We start from the raw sequence: 15820 nt of genomic DNA on the forward strand, positions 1-15820 counted from the left end.
GTCCAAGCGTGGCAACGCCAGCCTGCGCCAGATCCTCTACATGGCTGCCATGGGCCTGACCCGATCGAAAGGCGGCAAACCCCTTTACACGGCCATCCGCGAACGCGGCCACAGCAGTACCGCCAGCTTCAACATCCTGGCCAGAAAGCTGGCCAAGATCGCCTGGGGCGTCTTCAAGAGCGGTCGGGACTTTGATCCAGCCATGCTGAAAGTGGGTCAAGCCTGCTTCCAGCAGGCTTGACCACAAACATAGGATCTCGGCTCTACAATCCGGCGCGCTCGGCGATAATGGGCCATGAACCTGCAACGCTCCCCTTCGCGCGCCGTGGCCTGGATGGTCGCCGCCGTCGCCTGTTTCTCGCTGATGGACGCCGGCATGAAGCAGCTTTCGGCCAGCTATCCCTCACTGGAGGTGACCTTCCTGCGGGGTGTGGCGTCGCTGCCCTTCGTGCTGGTCTGGGTACTGGCCAGTGCCGGGCCACGCTCGTTGATCCCGCGCCGCTGGGGCCTGCACCTGCTGCGCGGCGGGCTGGGCATGGCGATGATCGGCTGCTTCGTGTTCGCCCTGCGCGACCTGCCGCTGTCCACCGCCTACACCATCTATTTCGTCGCGCCGCTGCTGATTGCCGCCTTGTCGGTGCCGCTGCTGGGCGAGCGGGTCGGGCCGCGGCGCTGGGTCGCCATCGGCATCGGCCTGGTCGGCGTGCTGGTGGTGCTGCGGCCGGGCGTGGGCGGTTTCATCTCGGTGCCGGGCCTGATGGTGCTGGCCGCCGCCACCGCCTATGCCATCGCCGCGATCACCGTCAGCCTGCTGACCCGCACCGATACCTCGCAGTCGATGGTGGTCTGGTTCCTGGTCATCATGGCCATCGGCGCCGGGCTGCTGGCGATCCCCGGCTGGGTGCCGCTGCAGATGGCGCATGCGCCGTTGATCGCCGGCATGGGCCTGGCCGGAGCGCTGGGTCAGATCGCGCTGACCAAGGCCTTCCAGCTGGGTGAGGCCTCGATGATCGCGCCGCTGGAGTACAGCGGCCTGGTCTGGGTGATCGGCTGGGATCTGGCGTTCTGGGGGCAGCTGCCGGACGGCTACACCTGGGCGGGCGCGGCGATCATCGTCGCTTCGGGCCTGTACCTGCTGCACCGCGAGCGGGTGAACCGGCAGGAACCGCCGAAACCGTTGGACCATCCCTGAACCGGTGAGGCCGGGGAATGGGTCAGAGCCCCTGCGGGGATCCGACCCGGGGTCAGATCCCCGCAGGGGCTCTGACCCCGGCCAATACGCGGTTGCGAACGTCTTAGAACCAAAAGGAATAACATTCTGGCCCATGGCGCGGGCGCGCGAGCGCCGGCGCTGGTAGGCTGCACGCCCCCTTCCATCGCCCTCCCGGTGAGCTGATCCCGTGATCGAGTTCCAGCGCCTGCACAAATCCTATGCCGTTGCCGGCCGCTCAGTCAGCGCGCTGCAGCCGCTGGACCTGACCATCGAGGCCGGTGAGGTGTTCGGCATCATCGGCCATTCCGGTGCGGGCAAATCGACGCTGATCCGCATGATCAACCGCCTGGAAGAGCCCAGCGGTGGCCGTCTGCTGATCGCCGGTGAAGACGTCACCGCGCTGGAGCCGGAGGGCCTGCGCGCGCTGCGCCGCCGGATCGGCATGATCTTCCAGCACTTCAACCTGCTGTCCTCGCGCACGGTGGCCGGCAACGTCGCCTTCCCGCTGGAACTGGCCGGAACGCCGAGGGCCGAGATCGACGCGCGCGTCGCCGAACTGCTGCAGACCGTCGGCCTGCAGGCGCATGCGGACAAGTACCCGGCGCAGCTGTCGGGCGGGCAGAAGCAGCGCGTGGGCATTGCCCGGGCGCTGGCCACCCGTCCGCAGATCCTGCTGTGCGATGAGGCCACCAGCGCGCTCGATCCGCAGACCACCGCCTCGGTGCTGGCGCTGCTGTCGAAGATCAACCGCGAGCTGGGCCTGACCATCGTGCTGATCACCCACGAGATGGACGTGATCCGTCGCGTCTGCGACCGCGTGGCCGTGCTCGATGCCGGCCAGCTGGTCGAGACCGGCCCGGTGACCAAGGTGTTCCTGCATCCGCAGCACCCGACCACCCGCCGTTTCGTCAGCGAATCGGAGCACGTGGACGAAGGCACGCTGCACCGCGATTTCGACGCGGTCGGTGGCCGTGTCGTGCGCCTGACCTTCCTCGGCGCTGACACCTACGAACCCCTGCTCGGCAGCGTCGCGCGGCAGACCGGGGTCGACTACAACATCCTGTCCGGCCGTATCGACCGGATCAAGGACACCCCGTATGGCCAGCTGATCGTCGCCCTGGTGGGCGGTGACCAGTCCGCCGCGCAGGCCGCGTTCGTGGCCGCCGGCGTGCACGTTGAGGAACTGCGTCGATGATCATTGCCACCGCTGGCGGCTTCTTCCGCCACCTGGATGCCGACAAATGGGTGGATATCGGCAAGGCCACCATCGAGACGCTGCTGATGATGGCCGGCTCGCTGCCGCTGACCCTGGCCATCGGCCTGCCGATGGGCGTGCTGCTGTATGTGTTCGGCGCGCCGCAGATGAAGCGGCGGCCGCTGGCCTATGGCGTACTCGCGCTGGTGGTGAACCTGCTGCGTTCGGTGCCCTTCATCATCCTGATGGTGGTGCTTATTCCCGTGTCGCTGTGGTTGATGGGGCAGTCGATCGGCGTGCTCGGCACGCTGCCGGCGCTGGTGATCGGCGCGGCGCCGTTCTACGCGCGCCTGGTCGAGACTGCGCTGCGCGAAGTGGACCGTGGCGTGGTCGAGGCCGCGCAGTCGATGGGCGCCACCACCTGGCAGCTGGTTACCCGGGTGCTGCTGCCTGAGGCCCGGCCGGGCCTGATCGCTGCAGCCACGGTCACCACCGTCGCCCTGGTCGGCTTCACCGCCATGGGCGGTGCGATCGGTTCGGGTGGCCTGGGCGACCTGGCACTGCGCGAAGGCTACCAGCGCAACCGCACCGACGTGGCCCTGGTCACCGTGGTGGTGCTGCTGATCCTGGTGCAGCTGCTGCAGATGCTGGGCGACCGCCTGGTCGCGCATTACAGCCGCAAGTAACCGGGGCTTCCGCCGGGCATGGCCCGGCGCTACCGGAACGTTCGCGCGGCAGCGCCGGGCCATGCCCGGCGGCGGCGTCTCAACGCACGTTCGGCACTTCGTAGCCCAGCTTGCCGACCTGTTCGGCGTGCTGCGGCACGCGCTTGAGCTTGTCGGTGTTCACCCCGTACTCGTCACGCAGGCGCTCGGCCAGCTCCTTGTAGAGGCCTTTGTCCATGTCCGGCGTACGCGAGAAGATCCAGGCCATCTCGCGGCCCGGGTAGCCGATCAGCGCCCAGGAATAGTCCGGCGCTACTTCCAGCACCCGCGAATGGGTCGGTACGACCCGGTAGAACCAGGTGCGCCAGCCGTGGTTGCCACTGTCCGGATCAACACTGGCACGCGCGCGGATTTCCTGCAGGGGCTCGCCGAAGCCATCGCGGTAGCGATAGGTGATGGCAACCTTGTGGTCCTCGCGCAGCTCGTACTGGTTGACGCTGGTGACGTGGCCGCGTTCGATGAAGTTCGGCACACGGCCGATCACGTACCAGGTTCCCATGAAGCGCTGCAGGTCGATCGCCCCGTCTGCAGAGGCTTCCGCAGCGCTGTTGTGGGACGAGGGTGGGGTATTGGCAGCCACTGCCGGACCGCCCAGGGACAGGGCCAGCAACACAGCGCAGAGCGGGCGGATCGAGGTCATGCGGGAGCGGGCTCCAGTGGGCTTGCCCGCGCATGGTCACTGTGTGCACGCCATCCGTCAATGGTGTCGCAGCCGGTGAGAAGCCCCGCAGCCAAGCTGGCCCGCATCCACCACCGGAGAATCCGCATGCGCACACGTTCCCGCCACCGCCTTCCAGCTGAACGCGTCAGCGAACGCAGCGATCCACGCCTGCTGCGGGTGGTGCCGCAGCTCGCCTTGGCCGGGCTGGCCGTGGTCCTGGTGTGGCCGGCCGCGCGCGGCAGCAGTGTCTGGCTGGGTTGGTTGCCGCTGTGGCTGGTCGGCATGCCGTTGGCCGCCTGGTGGGCCCTGCTGCGCTGCCCGTTGCCCACGCGGGCAGCACTGCGCTGGTTGCGACGCGACACTGGGCAGGCCCGGCGCCGCTCGCAGCCACGCACGCGTAAGACGCACACCGCCCCGGCCTGACCTTCGACACGGGGGCGGTCCCGGTGATCCATGCTAGCGTTCCACGGCTAATGACTGCCTGGAGCTGCAATGTCACGATTCGCTTCCGCCTGCCTGCTGGCCGGCATGATGACCGCTGCCTCGGTGGGTACCGCCGTGGCCGCTGAAGACACCGACCGTTACGCCTGGCTGGAGGACGTCACCGGCGACAAGCCGTTGTCCTGGGTCAAGGAACAGAACGCCAAGTCCGAGGCGCGCCTGGCGCAGACCCCGGCCTTCAAGCAGATGGAGACCAGCATCCGCGAGGTGCTCGACTCGGACGCCAAGATTCCCGGCGTGCAGAAGATCGGCGACTACTACTACAACTTCTGGAAGGACAAGCAGCACGAGCGCGGCCTGTGGCGCCGCACCACCCTGGCCGAGTACCGCAAGGCCTCGCCGACCTGGGAGACCGTGCTCGACCTGGATGCGCTGAACAAGGCCGAGAACGAAAACTGGGTCTGGCACGGCGCCGACTGCCTGCGTCCGGACTACAGCCGCTGCCTGATCGCGCTGTCGCGCGGCGGTGCCGACGCCGATGTCACCCGCGAATTCGACCTGGCCAGCAAGAGCTGGATCAAGGACGGCTTCTTCCGTCCCGAATCGAAGGGCGGCCTGAGCTGGATCGACCGCGACACCGTGTTCGTCTACACCGACTTCGGCAGCGGTTCGATGACCACCTCCGGTTACCCGCGCGTGGCCAAGCTGTGGAAGCGTGGCACGCCGATGTCCGCGGCCAGCGTGGTCTATGAAGGCAAGCCGGAAGACATGTACATCGCGGCGATGCACGATGACACCCCGGGCTTCGAGCGCAACCTGGTCAGCCGCACGCTGGCCTTCTACAACAACGAGATCTACCTGCGCGGCGACGATGGCAAGCTGACCCGGATCGATGCGCCGAACTCGGCCGAGAAGGGCCTGCACAAGCAGTGGCTGACCCTGGAACTGCGCGATCCGTGGACCGTGGGTGGCAAGACCTACGCCTCCGGCGCACTGCTGGTGACCAAGCTGGATGATTTCCTGGCTGGCAAGCGCGACTTCGAGGTGCTGTTCACCCCGACCGCGACCACCTCGCTGGCCAGTGCCTCGTGGACCAGGAACCACCTGGTGCTGAACGTGCTGGACGACGTCAAGAACCGCCTGTCGGTGCTGACCCCGACCGCCAAGGGCTGGCAGAAAAGCGACTTCGTCGGCGCGCCGGCCTTCGGCACCTTGGGCGTGAGTGCGGTCGACAGCAATGACAGCGATGCAGTGTGGCTGACCGCCACCGACTACCTGACCCCGACCACCCTGGCCATCGCCGACATCGGCAAGGCGCCGGAAGTGCTGAAGACCATGCCGGCGTTCTTTGATGCCGACGGCAAGGTCATCGAACAGCACTTCGCCACCAGCAAGGACGGCACCCGCGTGCCGTACTTCGTGGTGCACGACAAGGCGATGAAGCTCGATGGCTCCAACCCGACCCTGCTGTACGGCTACGGTGGCTTCGAGATCTCGCTGACCCCGTCGTATTCCGGTGGCATGGGCCGCGCCTGGCTGGAGAAGGGCGGCGTGTACGTGGTCGCCAACATCCGCGGTGGTGGCGAGTACGGCCCGCGCTGGCACCAGGCGGCGCTGAAGCAGAACCGTCACAAGGCCTATGAAGACATGGCCGCGGTTGCCCAGGACCTGGTCACCCGCAAGATCACCTCGGCCAAGCACCTGGGCGTGCAGGGCGGCAGCAACGGTGGCCTGCTCACCGGCAACATGCTGACCCAGTACCCGGAGCTGTTCGGTGCGGTGGTGGTGCAGGTTCCGCTGCTGGACATGAAGCGCTACAGCCACCTGCTGGCCGGTGCTTCGTGGATGGCCGAGTACGGCAACCCGGACACCAGCGACTGGGAGTTCATCAAGACCTTCTCGCCGTACCACCTGTTCGACGCGAAGAAGAGCTACCCGCCGGTGCTGTTCACCACCTCCACCCGCGATGACCGCGTGCATCCGGGCCACGCCCGCAAGATGGCCGCGAAGATGATCGATGCCGGCAAGGACGTGACCTACTACGAGAACATCGAAGGCGGTCATGGCGGTGCGGCCAACAACGCGCAGGCCGCGCACATGTCCGCACTGGCCTACAGCTTCCTGTGGGAGCGGTTGGGCGGCAAGTAAGGAAATGAAGAACGCCGCCCCCGGGCGGCGTTCTTCGTTGGGCATTCGTTGAACGGTAGCGCCGAGCCATGCCCGGCGGCTCCCTTGCCGCGCTGCGCGCTCGCCGGGCACGGCCCGGCGCTACCGGAAATGTTTCAACCCGCGCGCGATCCGCTCCACCGCCTCCTGCAACCGCGGCACTTCCTGCGTATAGGCCAGGCGCACGTGCTGGTTCGATCGATGGAAACCGAAATCCAGGCCCGGGGTGAATGCCACGTGCTCGGTCTCCAGGAAGTGCGCACAGAACGCCTGCGCGTCATCGGTGAACGCGCTGACGTCGGCGTACAGGTAGAACGCACCCTGCGGCTCCACTTCGATGCGGAAGCCCAGTTCGCGCAGGGCAGGCAGCAGGAAGTCGCGGCGCTGCTGGAAGGCCTGGCGGCGCTGTTCGAAGATCGCCATCGCCTCTTCGCTGAAACAGGCAAGGGCCGCATGCTGGGCGATGCTCGAGGCGCTGATGTACAGGTTCTGCGCCAGCTTCTCCAGATCCGGTACCGCCGCCGGCGGCGCCACCAGCCAACCCAGTCGCCAGCCGGTCATGCCGAAGTACTTGGAGAAGCTGTTCAGCACGAACGCGCTGTCATCCACCTGCAGCACGCTCGCGGCATCCAGGCCGTAGGTCAGGCCGTGATAGATCTCGTCGACCACAAGGTGGCCGCCGCGCGCATGCAGCGACGCCGACAGTGCCGCCAGTTCATCGGCGGACAGCACAGTGCCGGTGGGATTGGCCGGTGATGCCACCAGCGCACCGACGCTGTCGCCGTTCCAGTGCTGCTGCACCAGCGAAGGGGTCAGCTGGTAGGCCGTTTGGGGGCCCACCGGTACCAGTTGCGCACCGCCTTCCACCAGTCGCAGGAAGTGGCGGTTGCACGGATAGCCGGGATCGGCCAGCAACCAGTGGCGGCCCGGATCGACCAGCAGGCTGCTGGCCAGCAGCAGCGCGCCGGAGCCGCCCGGCGTGACCAGGATGCGTTCGGGGTCGATATCCAGGCCGTAGTGGCTGCGATAGAAGCCGCTGATCGCCTGGCGCAGGGCCGGCAGGCCGCGTGCGGCGGTGTAGCGGGTGTGGCCGGCGGCCAGCGCCGCCTGGCCGGCCCGCACGACCGGCTCGGCGGTGGTGAAGTCCGGTTCGCCGATCTCCAGATGGATCACATCGTGACCGGCCTGTTCCAGCGCCTGCGCGCGGGCCAGCAGGGACATCACATGGAAGGGAGCGATTTCGTGGCTGCGCCGGCTGTAGCCCGGCGTGTGGGGCAGGGTACTCATGCCACACATGGTACGCCGGGTGCCGGGTGCCGGGTGCCGGGGTCGGATCCCTTTTGCATGGAAAAGGGCTCTGACCCCAACAGGAACCGCGCCCATGACGATCCGCAGGGTTGCCGCGTCGCCGCGATTGGGGTCAGATCCCTTTTCGGGAAAAGGGATCTGACCCCGTCGAGACCATTGCATTGAAGCGCCTGGAGCCTTATTTCATGAAATCCACTCTCTGCCTGTTGCTTGCGAGCCTGATGACCAGCACCGCTACCGCCGCCACCCCGCCCGTTCCGCCGGATGTTGAGAAGCGTCCGCACGTGGTCAAGGCGCCGTTCGGCGCGACCCGCAACGATGACTATTACTGGCTGCGCGACGACAAGCGCGAGGACAAGGCCATGCTGGCCTACCTGCAGGCCGAGAACGCCTACGCCGACCAGCTGCTGGCACCGCTGAAGCCGCTGGAGGATGCGCTGTACGGCGAGATCGTCGGCCGCATCAAGCAGGACGATGCCAGTGTGCCGGCGCGCGAGCGCGGCTACTGGTATTACAGCCGCTACGAAACCGGCCAGGACTATCCCATCCATGCGCGCCGCAAGGCCAGCATGGACGCGCCGGAGGAAGTCCTGCTCAACGTCAACACGATGGCCGCCGGCAAGGGCTATTTCAGCGTCGGCTCGATGGAGGTCAGCCAGGACAACCAGCTGCTGGCCTGGGCCGACGATGACGTGGGCCGCCGCCAGTACGTCATCCGCTTCAAGGACCTGCGCACCGGCGCGGTGCTGCCGGACACGATCACCGGCACCTCCGGCGACCTGGTCTGGGCCGACGACAACCGCACCGTGCTGTATGTCGAGAACGATCCGGAAACCCTGCTGACCGTGCGGGTGAAGAAGCACGTGCTGGGCACCCCGGCCAGCGCCGACACCGTCGTCTACGAAGAAAAGGACGACAGCTTCTACATGGGCATCGGCCGCACCCGCGACGATCGCTTCATCACCATCGGCGTGCACAGCACCGTGTCCTCCGAAGAGCGCTACGCGCCGGCCAGCGACCCGACCACGTTCACCGTGCTCGCCCCGCGCCAGCGCGACGTGGAGTACGACGCCGACCACTACGATGGCCGCTGGGTGATCCGCACCAACGATGGTGCGAAGAACTTCAAGCTGGTGACCGCACCGACCGACGCCACCTCGCGTGCGCAGTGGAAGGACTGGATCGCGCACGACGATGCAGTGTTCATCGAAGGCTTCGAACTGTTCGATACCTACACCGCCATCGCCGAACGTTCCGAAGGCCTGGAGCGCATCCGCCTGCTGTTCAAGGATGGTCGCAACGACTACGTGAAGGCTGACGAACCGGCCTATTCGATGGGCCTGGGCGACAACACCGAGGCTGACACCACCTGGCTGCGCTACGTCTACACCTCGATGACCACGCCGACCACGGTGTACGAACTGAACACCGCCAACGGCGAGCGTCGCCAGCTGAAGCAGCAGCCGGTGATCGGCTATGACGCCTCGAAGTACGAAACCGATCGCGTCTGGATCACCGCGCGCGATGGGGTGAAGGTGCCGGTGTCGCTGGTCTATCGCAAGGGCTACCAGAAAGATGGCACCGGCGCGCTGTTCCAGTACGCCTACGGCAGCTACGGCATGTCGATGGACCCGTACTTCAACCAGACGGCGGTGAGCCTGCTCGACCGTGGCGTGGTGTATGCCATCGCCCACATCCGCGGCGGCCAGGAAATGGGCCGCGACTGGTACGAGAACGGCAAGCTGCTGCACAAGCAGAACACCTTCAACGACTTCATCGACGTCACCCGTGGCCTGGTGGCACAGGGCTGGGCGGCGAAGGATCGTGTCGCCGCGTCCGGTGGCAGCGCCGGTGGCCTGCTGATGGGTGCCATCGCCAACCAGGCGCCGCAGGACTACCGCGTGCTGGTGGCGCAGGTGCCGTTCGTGGACGTGGTCACCACCATGCTCGACCCGACCATCCCGCTGACCACCAACGAATACGACGAGTGGGGCAACCCCGAGCAGAAGCCGTACTACGAGTACATGCTGTCCTACTCGCCCTACGACAATGTGAAAAAACAGGCCTATCCGTCGCTGTTCGTGGGTACCGGCCTGTGGGATTCGCAGGTGCAGTACTGGGAGCCGGCCAAGTGGGTGGCCAAGCTGCGTGACGACAACACCGGCCACTTCCCGATCCTGTTCCGCACCAACATGGAAGCCGGCCACGGCGGCAAGTCCGGGCGCTTCCAGCGTTACCGCGAACTGTCCGAGTCGTATGCGTTCGTGCTGCAGCAGCTGGGCATCGAAACGCCCGCTGCCGGCGCTGCGACGGAATGACGCATCGTGGCGGCGGTGATATCGCCGCCGCCACCTGCGCTGGGTATCCTTGCGCGATGAATCTGCCCAAACCACCCGCCAGCAAGGACCTGCCAGCGCCCACCCGGCCGGTGCGGTTCCGTTGGGCGTGGTGGCTGCTGGCCTATGCCAGCCTGGGCACCGGCATCGTCGGCATCTTCGTGCCGGGGCTGCCCACCACCGTATTCATCCTGATCTCGGCCTGGGCCGCCTCGCGCGGCTCCGAGCGCCTGCACGGCTGGCTGCTGCAGCACCCGCGCTTCGGCCCGGCCATCGCCAACTGGCAGGCACATGGTGCGGTCAGCCGCTACGGCAAATGGATGGCCACGATCACCATGGCGGTGTGTGCCGGCATCATGCTGTGGTGCGTGCCGGTGGCCTGGGTGAAGTGGTTCTCCATCGGCAGCATGACCGTGGTGGCGATCTGGCTGTGGACCCGGCCGCTGCCGCCGGTCGATTGATCTCTCCCGCCGGGCATGGCCCGGCGCTGCCAGGGGTGTCGGGTTGCGGTGGCGCCGGGCCATGCCCGGCGGATGCGTGGCGCGGCATCCTGCACCAACCGCTCAGCCGCCAATGGCTATACTCGGGGCATGAACATCCCCCATCGCAATGTCATCCTGATTCCGCTGGCAGCGGCCTCGCTGCTGTTCCTCGCCGCATGCGGCAACAAGGGCCCGCTGGTGCTGCCGCAGAAGCCGGTACCGGTGGAAGAAACCGTCGAACCGGCCGCTGATGCCGACACCACGCCCGCGGCCACCCAGAGCACCGGTGACGGCAGTCCGTCGGTCACCCCGGACCCGGTCAAGAAGGTGGACGACGGGAATGAGTAAGGCCGGTAGCAACGGCCTGCGCTTCAGCAAGATGCACGGCGCGGGCAACGATTTCGTAGTGATCGACCTGCGCGACGGCACCCCGCCGCCCACCCCGGAACTGGCCGCGCGCCTGGCCGACCGCCATACCGGCGTCGGCTGCGACCAGATCCTGACCATCGAGCCGCCGCGCGCCGAAGGCTCGGTCGCCTCGTACCGCATCTGGAACGCCGATGGTTCCAATTCCGAGCAGTGCGGCAACGGCGCGCGCTGCATCGCGGCCTGGCTGGTGCGCGAGGGCAGTGCGCAGGGCGATCACTTCGTGATCGACAGCCCGCTGGCCAGCCACGCCGTGGATGTGCTCGGCGATGGCCAGTACGCGGTGGCGATGGGCGTGCCGCTGTTCGAGCCGGCGCAGGTGCCGCTGATCGGCTTCGCCCACCCGCGCGAGGAATACCTGCTGCCACTGCAGGGCGAGACCGTGCGCTTCGCGGCGGTGTCGCTGGGCAATCCGCACGCGGTGATTGAAGTGGGCCTGGTCGACGCTGCACCGGTTGAGCGCGTAGGCGGGCTGCTGCAGCAGCATGCGTCGTTCCCGAAGTCGGTGAACGTGGGCTTCGCCCAGGTGATGGGCCCGGAACATGCGCGCCTGCGCGTGTTCGAGCGCGGCGTGGGTGAAACCCTGGCCTGCGGCAGTGGCGCCTGCGCGGCTGCGGTGACCCTGATGCATCGCGGCCGCCTGCAGCGCGATGCGCGCATCAGCCTGCCCGGTGGCGACCTGCGCATCCAGTGGCCGGGCGATGGCCAGCCGGTGGTGATGGCGGGCCCGACCGCATTCGTCTTCGAAGGGGAGTGGATCGCATGACTGAGACCGTCGACAAGCTCGGCGCCCATGAAGTCGCCGCCTGGTTGCGGCGTCATCCGGGCTTCCTCAAGCAGTTCCCGGACCTGGCGCTGACCCTGGTGGTGCCACGCGATGACGGCCCGACCGCATCGCTGGCCAGCTACCAGCTGGAAGTGCTGCGCGAGAAGAACCGCGAGCTGGCGCGACGGTTGGCCGACCTGGGCGCGACCGCGCAGGTCAACGAGCGGCTGGCGGTGCGCACGCATCAGCTCACCCTGGCCCTGATGAAGCAGGACAACGCCGCCGACACGCTGCGCGCGATGGCGGCGTCGCTGCAGGAAGACTTCGCCGGCGATCTGGTGCGGCTGGTGGTGCATGCGCCGGTGGCCGGGCTGGAGCAGGCCGAGTGGCTGCAGGTGCTGGCTGCCGATGATGCGCAGCTGGGCCCGTTCCGCGACTGCCTGAAGGATGGCGAGCCGATCTGTGGCCGCCTGCACAGCGACAAGAACGCGGTGCTGTACGGCGCGCGCAGTGAGGAAGTGCAGACCACCGCCTTGCTGCCGCTGCCGGGCGTTGGCCTGATCGCGGTGGGCAGCCACGATCCGAACCGTTTCTATCCCGGCATGGGCACGCTGTTCCTGCGGATGATGGGCGAGGCCCTGGTGACCGGGCTCAAGCGCTTCGCGGATTGAGCGGGAAACGACGACGATGAGCGCGGTGCAGGCGTTCCTGCAGCACCTGCAGGTGGAGCGGCGGATGTCGGCGCATACACTCGATGCCTACCGCCGCGACCTGGACGCATTGTCGGCGTGGGCCGAACCCCGCGGCGTGGCCGTGGAGGCACTGGATACCGACGCGGTGCGCCAGTTCGTTGCCGACGAACACCGCCGTGGCCTGTCGGCCAAGAGCCTGCAGCGCCGGTTGTCGGCCTGCCGCAGCTTCTATGCCTGGCTGCTCAAGCATGGCCGTATCGAGGCCAGCCCGGCAGCGACACTGAAAGCACCGCGCGCACCGAGACGATTGCCGCAGGTACTCGACGCCGACGAAGCCGTGCAGCTGGTTGAACTGGAACCGGAAGGCGAGCTGGGTCGTCGTGACCGCGCGCTGCTGGAGCTGTTCTATTCCTCCGGCCTGCGCTTGAGCGAAGTCTGTGCGCTGACCTGGCGCGACCTGGATTTCGCCAGTGGCCTGGTCAACGTGATGGGCAAGGGCAACCGGCAACGTCGCGTTCCCTTCGGAAAGCCGGCACGCGAGGCGCTGCTGACCTGGCGCAGCGAAAGCGGCGGTGGTGCCGCCACACCGGTTTTTCCCGGCCGCAACGGGCCGATCAGCCAGCGCGCGGTGCAGATCCGCATCCGCCAGCTGGCGCAGCGCCAAGGCCTGTTCAAGCACGTGCACCCGCACATGCTGCGGCACAGTTTCGCCAGCCACATCCTGGAATCCTCCGGCGACCTGCGCGGTGTGCAGGAACTGCTCGGCCATGCCGACATCGCCACCACGCAGATCTACACGCACCTGGACTTCCAGCACCTGGCCAAGGTCTACGATGCGGCGCACCCGCGCGCGAAACGCCGCAAAGACCCGGCCGACAAGGGGGAGTAGCGCCGGGCCATGCCCGGCGGCTGCGCGATCCAATTCGCGAGCATGCGACGCAGCTCGCGCTGCGCGCTCGCCGGGCATGGCCCGGCGCTACCGGAACGGCCGCCGCTTGATCTTAATCAGGGCAGCGCAGGGGCGACCGGCGCATCGTGGCCGCAGGCCACGAAGCGATACCGACCATGGCAAAGCCCATTCCGCTGCGTCCCAAGCATCCCGAGCGCATCTGCTGGGGCTGCGACCGTTACTGCGCCGCCGACGCACTGGCCTGTGGCAACGGCGCCGGCCGCACCCAGCACCCCATCGAAACCCAGGGCGAAGACTGGTACATGGCATGGGGCATTGAGCCGAATCCGGACAGGCCATCGCATGCCAAGCGCTGAACGGCAGCTATCGGCACGGGCTTGATCGCTTCGGCGGCTGTCCCCATGTCCCGTGAACAGCTATCGGAGGCCGCATGGACCCCAGTCAGAATCCCACCGTTTTCCACGCCACCACCATCGTCTGCGTTCGTCGCGGCGAGCACGTGGCCATTGCCGGCGACGGCCAGGTCACCCTCGGCCACACGGTGATGAAGGGCAACGCACGCAAGGTCCGCCGCCTCGGCCGCGATGGCCAGGTGCTGGCCGGCTTCGCCGGTGCCGCCGCCGATGCCTTCACCCTGTTCGAGCTGTTCGAGGCCAAGCTGGAAAAGCACGGCCAGCTGCAGCGTGCTGCGGTGGAACTGGCCAAGGATTGGCGCACCGAGCGTCGCCTCGGCAAGCTTGAAGCCCTGCTGGCGGTGGCCGACAAGGAAACCTCGCTGATCATCAGCGGCACCGGCGACGTGATCGAGCCGGAGGACGGCATCATCGCCATCGGCTCCGGTGGTTCCTATGCACTGTCCGCTGCACGCGCGCTGATGGCGCACACCGAACTGGACGCACGCACCATCGCCAGCGAAGCGATCAACATCGCCGGCGACATCTGCATCTACACCAACCGCAACGTGGTGGTCGAGGAGCTGTGACGGGGAACCGTTACAGGCATTCCCGATCCGCCGGGCATGGCCCGGCGCTACCGACAACGAATTCGTGAGCACACCCATGCCGCACAAGATCGAAGTTTCCTCCGCCACCATGACCCCGCGCGAGATCGTGCAGGAACTGGACCGGCACATCGTCGGCCAGCATGACGCCAAGCGCGCGGTCGCCATCGCCCTGCGCAACCGCTGGCGCCGCATGCAGCTGCAGCCCGAGCTGCGCAACGAGGTCATGCCCAAGAACATCCTGATGATCGGCCCGACCGGCGTCGGCAAGACCGAGATCGCGCGCCGCCTGGCCACGCTGGCCAACGCGCCGTTCGTGAAGGTCGAAGCGACCCGCTTCACCGAAGTCGGCTATGTCGGCAAGGATGTCGAGCAGATCATCCGCGACCTTGCCGATACCGCCGTCAAGCTGTACCGCGAGCAGGCCAAGGTGCGCGTGCGCACGCAGGCCGAAGAGCGCGCCGAAGACCGCATCCTCGATGCGCTGTTGCCGCGCCGCAGTGGTGGCATCGGCTTCGACCCGGAGGCGGCGCGCAACGAACCGTCGGCGCAGGACAACGAGACCCGCATCAAGTTCCGCAAGATGCTGCGCAACGGCGAGCTGGACGATCGCGAGATCGAGCTGGACCTGACCGCCAACGTCAGCATGGACATCATGACCCCGCCGGGCATGGAGGAAATGGGCCAGCAGCTGAAGTCGATGTTCGCCAACCTCGGCGGTGGCGCCAAGGCGCACAAGCGCACGCTGACCATCAAGGCCGCGCGCCCGCTGCTGCAGGAAGAAGAAGCCGGCAAGCTGGTCAACGAGGACGATATCCGCACCGCCGCGATCGAAGCCTGCGAACAGCACGGCATCGTGTTCATCGACGAGATCGACAAGGTCGCCAAGCGCGGTGATGCAGGCTCGTCTGGCGGTGATGTCTCGCGCGAAGGCGTGCAGCGCGATCTGCTGCCGCTGGTGGAAGGGTCCAACGTGTCCACCAAGTACGGCACGATCAAGACCGACCACATCCTGTTCATCGCATCGGGCGCCTTCCACCTGGCCAAGCCCAGCGACCTGATCCCCGAGCTGCAGGGCCGCTTCCCGATCCGCGTGGAGTTGGGGGCGCTGAGCAAGGCCGATTTCGTGCGCATCCTGACCGAACCGAAGGCGGCGCTGACCAAACAGTACGAAGCGCTGCTGGCCACCGAGGGCGTCAAGGTCAGCTTCACCACCGATGCCATCGACCGCCTGGCCGAGATCGCGTTCCAGGTGAACGAGCGCCAGGAGAACATCGGTGCGCGCCGTCTGCACACCGTGCTGGAGCGACTGCTGGATTCGCTCAGCTACGAAGCGCCGGACCGCGATGGTGAAACCCTGGCCATCGACAGTGCCTATGTCGATGCGCACCTGGGTGAGCTGGTGCAGGATCCGGACCTGAGCCGCTACATCCTGTAAATGAAAAGGCCGCCGAAAGGCGGCCTTTTTGTTTGTCCGTTCGCATCCACGCATGGCGTGG

Annotated in this window: 16 protein-coding genes and 1 pseudogene; 15 read left to right on the forward strand and 2 right to left on the reverse strand. The window is 67.1% G+C overall.

The features are described from left to right. The 4 genes and pseudogenes from AC13GI_RS20280 to AC13GI_RS20295 form a co-directional block, all read left to right on the forward strand. Nucleotides 1-241: pseudogene (locus tag AC13GI_RS20280) on the forward strand (IS110 family transposase); the annotation flags it as partial. Nucleotides 242-295: 54 nt separating this feature from the next. Continuing rightward, nucleotides 296-1192, forward strand: a complete 897-nt coding sequence (locus tag AC13GI_RS20285) for a DMT family transporter (protein WP_089236991.1) — start codon at nucleotides 296-298, stop codon at nucleotides 1190-1192. 208 nt (nucleotides 1193-1400) lie between these two features. Then, on the forward strand, nucleotides 1401-2408 hold the full coding sequence (locus tag AC13GI_RS20290) for a methionine ABC transporter ATP-binding protein (protein ID WP_099820601.1): 1008 nt from the start codon (nucleotides 1401-1403) through the stop codon (nucleotides 2406-2408). Continuing rightward, the gene (locus tag AC13GI_RS20295) at nucleotides 2405-3094 is read left to right on the forward strand and encodes a methionine ABC transporter permease (protein WP_099820602.1); all 690 of its coding nucleotides are present in this window, start codon (nucleotides 2405-2407) and stop codon (nucleotides 3092-3094) included. The genes AC13GI_RS20290 and AC13GI_RS20295 overlap by 4 nt, the downstream gene beginning before the upstream one ends. Nucleotides 3095-3173: 79 nt before the next feature. Here AC13GI_RS20295 and AC13GI_RS20300 read toward each other — a convergent pair whose 3' ends face one another. Then, entirely contained in the window at nucleotides 3174-3773 is a 600-nt protein-coding gene (locus AC13GI_RS20300; RefSeq protein WP_099820603.1) for a lipocalin family protein, read from the reverse strand. 126 nt (nucleotides 3774-3899) lie between these two features. On the opposite strand from AC13GI_RS20300, the gene AC13GI_RS20305 reads away from it, so the two are divergent. Both AC13GI_RS20305 and AC13GI_RS20310 read left to right on the forward strand, forming a co-directional pair. Further along, nucleotides 3900-4217: a hypothetical protein gene (locus tag AC13GI_RS20305; RefSeq protein ID WP_099820604.1), complete on the forward strand. Its 318-nt coding sequence runs from the start codon at nucleotides 3900-3902 to the stop codon at nucleotides 4215-4217. 69 nt (nucleotides 4218-4286) lie between these two features. Next, nucleotides 4287-6383 carry a prolyl oligopeptidase family serine peptidase gene (locus tag AC13GI_RS20310; RefSeq protein ID WP_099820605.1) on the forward strand — a complete coding sequence of 699 codons (2097 nt, stop codon included), beginning with the start codon at nucleotides 4287-4289 and terminating at the stop codon, nucleotides 6381-6383. A 120-nt stretch (nucleotides 6384-6503) separates the two neighbouring features. Here the strand turns inward: AC13GI_RS20310 and AC13GI_RS20315 are convergent, their stop codons facing one another. Further along, nucleotides 6504-7688, reverse strand: coding sequence for a pyridoxal phosphate-dependent aminotransferase (locus tag AC13GI_RS20315; protein WP_482997186.1), 1185 nt, complete (start codon nucleotides 7686-7688; stop codon nucleotides 6504-6506). Between the two features lie 206 nt (nucleotides 7689-7894). On the opposite strand from AC13GI_RS20315, the gene AC13GI_RS20320 reads away from it, so the two are divergent. From AC13GI_RS20320 to hslU, 9 genes are all read left to right on the forward strand, one after another. Next, nucleotides 7895-10027 carry a S9 family peptidase gene (locus AC13GI_RS20320; RefSeq protein WP_482997187.1) on the forward strand — a complete coding sequence of 711 codons (2133 nt, stop codon included), beginning with the start codon at nucleotides 7895-7897 and terminating at the stop codon, nucleotides 10025-10027. Between the two features lie 56 nt (nucleotides 10028-10083). Further along, on the forward strand, nucleotides 10084-10506 hold the full coding sequence (locus tag AC13GI_RS20325; RefSeq protein ID WP_482997188.1) for a YbaN family protein: 423 nt from the start codon (nucleotides 10084-10086) through the stop codon (nucleotides 10504-10506). Between the two features lie 129 nt (nucleotides 10507-10635). Next, nucleotides 10636-10875 carry an LPS translocon maturation chaperone LptM gene (gene lptM, locus AC13GI_RS20330; RefSeq protein ID WP_089238116.1) on the forward strand — a complete coding sequence of 80 codons (240 nt, stop codon included), beginning with the start codon at nucleotides 10636-10638 and terminating at the stop codon, nucleotides 10873-10875. Next, the gene (gene dapF, locus AC13GI_RS20335) at nucleotides 10868-11719 is read left to right on the forward strand and encodes a diaminopimelate epimerase (protein WP_482997189.1); all 852 of its coding nucleotides are present in this window, start codon (nucleotides 10868-10870) and stop codon (nucleotides 11717-11719) included. The genes lptM and dapF overlap by 8 nt, the downstream gene beginning before the upstream one ends. Then, the gene (locus tag AC13GI_RS20340; protein ID WP_025877290.1) at nucleotides 11716-12390 is read left to right on the forward strand and encodes a DUF484 family protein; all 675 of its coding nucleotides are present in this window, start codon (nucleotides 11716-11718) and stop codon (nucleotides 12388-12390) included. The genes dapF and AC13GI_RS20340 overlap by 4 nt, the downstream gene beginning before the upstream one ends. A gap of 16 nt (nucleotides 12391-12406) precedes the next feature. After that, nucleotides 12407-13300: a tyrosine recombinase XerC gene (gene xerC, locus AC13GI_RS20345; protein ID WP_482997190.1), complete on the forward strand. Its 894-nt coding sequence runs from the start codon at nucleotides 12407-12409 to the stop codon at nucleotides 13298-13300. A 176-nt stretch (nucleotides 13301-13476) separates the two neighbouring features. Continuing rightward, nucleotides 13477-13677, forward strand: coding sequence for a DUF3079 domain-containing protein (locus tag AC13GI_RS20350; RefSeq protein WP_099820638.1), 201 nt, complete (start codon nucleotides 13477-13479; stop codon nucleotides 13675-13677). A 74-nt stretch (nucleotides 13678-13751) separates the two neighbouring features. Then, nucleotides 13752-14303, forward strand: coding sequence for an ATP-dependent protease subunit HslV (gene hslV, locus AC13GI_RS20355; protein ID WP_025877284.1), 552 nt, complete (start codon nucleotides 13752-13754; stop codon nucleotides 14301-14303). 76 nt (nucleotides 14304-14379) lie between these two features. After that, nucleotides 14380-15759: an ATP-dependent protease ATPase subunit HslU gene (gene hslU / locus AC13GI_RS20360; RefSeq protein WP_089236974.1), complete on the forward strand. Its 1380-nt coding sequence runs from the start codon at nucleotides 14380-14382 to the stop codon at nucleotides 15757-15759. Nucleotides 15760-15820 lie beyond the last annotated feature (61 nt).

Source organism: Stenotrophomonas sp. 82F1 (assembly GCF_056861525.1).